Source organism: Pseudarthrobacter sp. 10T415, from assembly GCF_056394175.1.
This window is the reverse complement of the sequence record NZ_JBFTHJ010000037.1, coordinates 1-4,518: the sequence shown is the minus strand read 5'-3', so window position 1 is coordinate 4,518 and position 4,518 is coordinate 1. Positions and strand designations below refer to the sequence as shown.

The 4,518-nt window shown below is 66.9% G+C and carries 4 protein-coding genes and 1 pseudogene; all 5 read right to left on the bottom strand.

The genetic code is table 11. The features are described from left to right. A partial coding sequence (locus AC1DBN_RS21265; RefSeq protein ID WP_477724174.1) for a serine dehydratase beta chain occupies window positions 1–200 on the bottom strand: 200 nt, incomplete at its 3' end. Window positions 201–528: 328 nt separating this feature from the next. After that, a complete protein-coding gene (gene glyA, locus AC1DBN_RS21260) occupies window positions 529–1,866 on the bottom strand; it encodes a serine hydroxymethyltransferase (RefSeq protein ID WP_477724173.1) in 1,338 nt (445 codons plus the stop codon). Then, on the bottom strand, window positions 1,863–2,246 hold the full coding sequence (gcvH, locus tag AC1DBN_RS21255; RefSeq protein WP_015935762.1) for a glycine cleavage system protein GcvH: 384 nt from the start codon (window positions 2,244–2,246) through the stop codon (window positions 1,863–1,865). The genes glyA and gcvH overlap by 4 nt, the downstream gene beginning before the upstream one ends. 313 nt (window positions 2,247–2,559) lie before the next feature. Continuing rightward, window positions 2,560–3,708, bottom strand: a complete 1,149-nt coding sequence (gcvT, locus tag AC1DBN_RS21250; RefSeq protein ID WP_477724172.1) for a glycine cleavage system aminomethyltransferase GcvT — start codon at window positions 3,706–3,708, stop codon at window positions 2,560–2,562. A 9-nt stretch (window positions 3,709–3,717) separates the two neighbouring features. Beyond that, window positions 3,718–4,518 (bottom strand): annotated as a pseudogene (locus AC1DBN_RS21245) (glycine dehydrogenase (aminomethyl-transferring)); the annotation flags it as partial.

Here is a 4,518-nt window from a genome sequence, read left to right as displayed (position 1 = left end):
ATGGCCGTCATCGTCCCGTGCCCATGCCCCGTCGCAGCCAACGACCCATACAGATCCACCCGCAACGAAGCCACCCGGGACAACACCCCGGCACCCCTCAACTCCTCCGCAAACACCGCAGCAGCCCGCATCGGCCCCACAGTATGAGAACTCGACGGCCCAATACCGACAGAGAAAAGGTCGAAGACGCCAACGGCCATGGTGGGATTCCTAACTAAAAACGTGCGTGGTCGGGGTGGAAAGGGAGCGGGACATCCTCTGCATGCTGCTCCTTCGTCGCTCTGACGCATGCTGCCGGATGCCCCGCTCCCTTCCTGCAGGTCCGTCGCCTTGGCTCTCGCCTAGCTTGCGCCCTCCACTAGGTGACGGTGCACGGCTCTATGGGGCTGGCATCCAGAAGTGTGCGTCGCCAAGGGGACATGCCCACAAGGGCCGGCGGAGCCGGACTTTTCGAAAGCCTGCGTCAAAGCGAGGAACGAGCAGCAGGCGTGAAAATGTCCGGTCCGCCGGTCCCGAAGCCAGCCAGCTCTAGGACAGAGGTGGGACGCCGGGGTAGAGCGGGTGGGCTGCGGCGAGTGCTTCTACGCGGTGACGCAGGCCGGAAAGGTCTGCGTCGGCGTCGGCCGTCAATGCCTCGGCGATGATGTCCGCAACTTCGCGGAAGGCGGCTTCGCCGAACCCGCGGGTTGCCAAAGCCGGGGTGCCGATGCGCAGGCCGGAGGTGACCATCGGCGGGCGCGGGTCGAAGGGCACGGCGTTGCGGTTGACGGTGATGTCAATCGCGGCCAGGCGGTCTTCGGCCTGCTGGCCGTTGAGTTCGCAGTTGCGGAGGTCAACCAGGACCAGGTGGACGTCGGTGCCACCGGAGATGACGTTGATGCCCTTGGTGGTGACGTCCGGCTGGACCAGGCGCTCGGCCAGGATCCGGGAGCCGGCGAGGACGCGCTCCTGCCGTTCCTTGAACTCAGCCGAGGCGGCGATCTTGAATGCCACGGCCTTGCCGGCGATGACGTGCTCCAGCGGTCCGCCCTGCTGGCCCGGGAACACAGCCGAGTTGATCTTCTTGGCGATGTCGGCGTCGTTCGACAGGATGATGCCGCCGCGCGGACCGGCGAGGGTCTTGTGCGTGGTGGAGGTGGTGACGTGCGCGTGCGGCACCGGGCTGGGGTGCAGGCCCGCAGCGACGAGGCCGGCGAAGTGGGCCATATCCACCATCAGGTAGGCGCCCACCAGGTCGGCGATCCGGCGGAACTCGGCGAAGTCCAGCTGGCGTGCGTACGCGGACCAGCCGGCAACGATCAGCTGCGGCTTCGTTTCCAGCGCCAGTCGCTCCACCTCTGCCATGTCGATGGTGTGGGTGTCTTCGCGGACCTGGTACGGCACCACGTTGTAGAGCTTGCCGGAGAAGTTGATCTTCATGCCGTGCGTCAGGTGTCCGCCGTGGGCGAGGTTCAGGCCCATGATGGTGTCGCCGGGCTTGATCAGCGCGTGCATCACCGAAGCGTTGGCCTGTGCGCCGGAGTGCGGCTGGACGTTGGCGAACTCGGCACCGAAAAGAGCCTTGAGCCGGTCGATGGCGAGCTGTTCGATGACGTCCACGTGTTCGCAGCCGCCGTAGTAGCGCTTGCCCGGGTAGCCTTCGGCGTACTTGTTGGTCAGCACCGAGCCCTGCGCCTGCATGACCGCAACGGCGGTGTGGTTCTCGGAAGCGATCATTTCCAGGCCATCGCGCTGGCGGCCCAGTTCGTCGTCGATCTTGGCCGCGATCTCCGGGTCCAGGACGGACAGGTCCGCGTTCAGGCTGGGGGATTCAACCTGGTGGAAGGCAACGGTCTCGTTGACGGCCGTGCCGGCAGCCGCGCTCACAGTTCGCCGCCGTTCGCTGCGGCGTATTCCTCGGCGGACAGCAGCGGGCCTTCTTCGGTGACGGACACCTTGAACAGCCAGCCGGCTCCGTACGGGTCGCTGTTGATGAGGGCGGGATCGGACACCACGCCGTCGTTGATCTCGGTGACCTCGCCGGTGACGGGGGAGTAGAGGTCCGAAACGGACTTGGTGGATTCCACTTCGCCGCAGGTTTCGCCGGCGGTCACGATGGAGCCAACCTCGGGCAGGTCCACGTACACGATGTCGCCCAGTGCATCGGCGGCGACGGCGGAGATACCGATCCCGGCAGGGCCGGACCCGTCAACAGCAATCCACTCATGTTCGGCGGAGTACTTCAGTTCAGCTGCAACTTTGCTCATGATTTTCCTGTTCGTTTGAAAACTTGGTTGTGGTCTCGTTGGGTGCCGGGTGACCGAATTCCTCCGCGTGCTGCTCCTTCGTCGCTTTGACGCACGCTTCCGGAATCCGCTCACCCGTCCTTCCCTGTCACCTTGGTCGATAATCGCCAAAGGTCGAGTTGTCAGCGGTGAGCGACCGTTGCCCCTGCGGGACCGGCATCCGGAAGCGGGCGTCTAAGGGAGCGTCACGTCCGCCCAGCGGGCGTCTTCGCGACCGAGCCCGCGGAGGATGTCGGTGCCGCCGGGCAAAGGCGACCACGGCGAGGCAGTCGGGCTACTTTTGGCGCTTGTAGAACGGCAGTGCCACTACTTCGAAGCGTTCGGGCTTGCCGCGGAGGTCCACGTCGACGATGGTTCCGGCCTCGGCGAATTCGACGTCGACGTAGGCCAGGGCCACGGGGTAGCCGAGGGTGGGGGAGGGCTGTCCGGAGGTGACTTCGCCGATGAGGGAGCCGTCCTTGAGGACCGGGTAGTGGCCGCGGGCGGCGCGGCGCCCGGTGCCCTTGAGGCCCACGAGCTTCTGGCCCACGGTGGACCCGACGCCGGCGGCCTTGATGGCTGCCAGGGCCTCCTTGCCCACGAAGTCGCTTTCCTTGGCCAGGGACACGACCGGCCCCAGCCCGGCGGCGTAGGCGTTGACGCGGCGGGAGAGTTCGTTGCCGTAGAGCGGCATGCCGGCTTCGAGGCGGAGCGAATCGCGGGCGGCGAGGCCTGCGGGGATGAGGCCGGAACCTTCGCCGGCCGCGAGCAGGGCCTCCCACAGGGCGGCTGCCTCCAGGTTGCCGACGTAGATTTCGAAGCCGTCCTCGCCGGTGTAGCCGGTGCGGGCCACCAGCAGGTCCCGGACAGCTCCGTTGACCGTGATGCCCACCTCGACGGCGGCGTAGTACTTCAGTTCCGTGACCAGGGAGTGCTGGTCGGCCGGTACGAGCGCCAGCAGGATGGCCTCGGCGGCGGGGCCCTGGACAGCGATCAGGGACGTCTCGGCGGAGGCATCCTGCACGGTGACGTCGAAGCCGGCGGCGCGTTCCTGCAGGGCCTCGGCCACTACCTTGGCGTTGCCTGCGTTCGGGACCACCAGGTACTTGGCTGTTCCGTCCGCAGCCGCGGGGAGGCGGTACGTGATCAGGTCGTCGATGATGCCGCCGTCGCTGTCGCAAATCAGCGAGTACTTCGCCTTGCCCACCGCGATGGCTGACAGCTTGCCTGCCAGGGCGTAGTCCAGGAATGCTGCAGCTTCCGGGCCGGTGACCCAGACTTCGCCCATGTGGGAGAGGTCGAACAGGCCGGCGGCGTTGCGCACGGCGTGGTGCTCGGCGAGTTCGGAAGCGTACTTGAGGGGCATCTGCCAGCCGCCGAAGTCGGTGAAGGAGGCGCCGGCTTTCTTGTGCTGCTCGTAGAGAGCGGTGTAGTTCTCAGTCATGGGAAGTCCTTAGTTCTCGAAGTCGGAAAGCGGAGGGCAGGAGCAGACCAGGTTGCGGTCGCCGGCTGCGCCGTCGATGCGTCCCACGGGCGGGAAGTACTTGTCCTGCCGCAGGGAAGCGACGGGGAACGCGGCCTGCTCGCGCGGGTAGGCACGGTCCCAGTCGGAGCTGACGACGGCGGCAGCCGTGTGGGGTGCGTTGCGCACCGGCGATGCCTCCAGGGAGAAGTCGCCGGCTGCCACCTGCTCGATCTCGGCGTGGATGGTGATCATGGCGTCGATGAAGCGGTCGATCTCCGCGAGGTCCTCGGACTCGGTGGGTTCGACCATCAGGGTCCCGGCGACGGGGAAGGCCAGGGTGGGGGCGTGGAACCCGAAGTCGATCAGGCGCTTGGCCACATCCTCAGCCGTGACGCCGGTGCGGGCGGTGAGTTCGCGCAGGTCCAGGATGCACTCGTGCGCCACCAGTCCGCCTTCGCCCGTGTAGAGCACGGGGTAGAACTCGTTCAGCCGTGCAGCGACGTAGTTCGCGGCCAGCAGCGCGGACTTGGTGGCCTCGGTCAGGCCAGCACCGCCCATCAGCTTCACATACGCCCAGGAAATCGGCAGCACCCCGGCAGAGCCGAACCGGGAAGCGGAAATCGCGACGCCGTGCCCTTCCTCATGGGCGGCCTTGTTGGCATCGCCGGGCATAAACGGAGCCAGGTGCGCCTTCGCCGCGACCGGGCCGACGCCGGGCCCGCCGCCGCCGTGCGGGATGCAGAAGGTCTTGTGCAGGTTCAGGTGCGAGACGTCACCGCCGAACTTGCC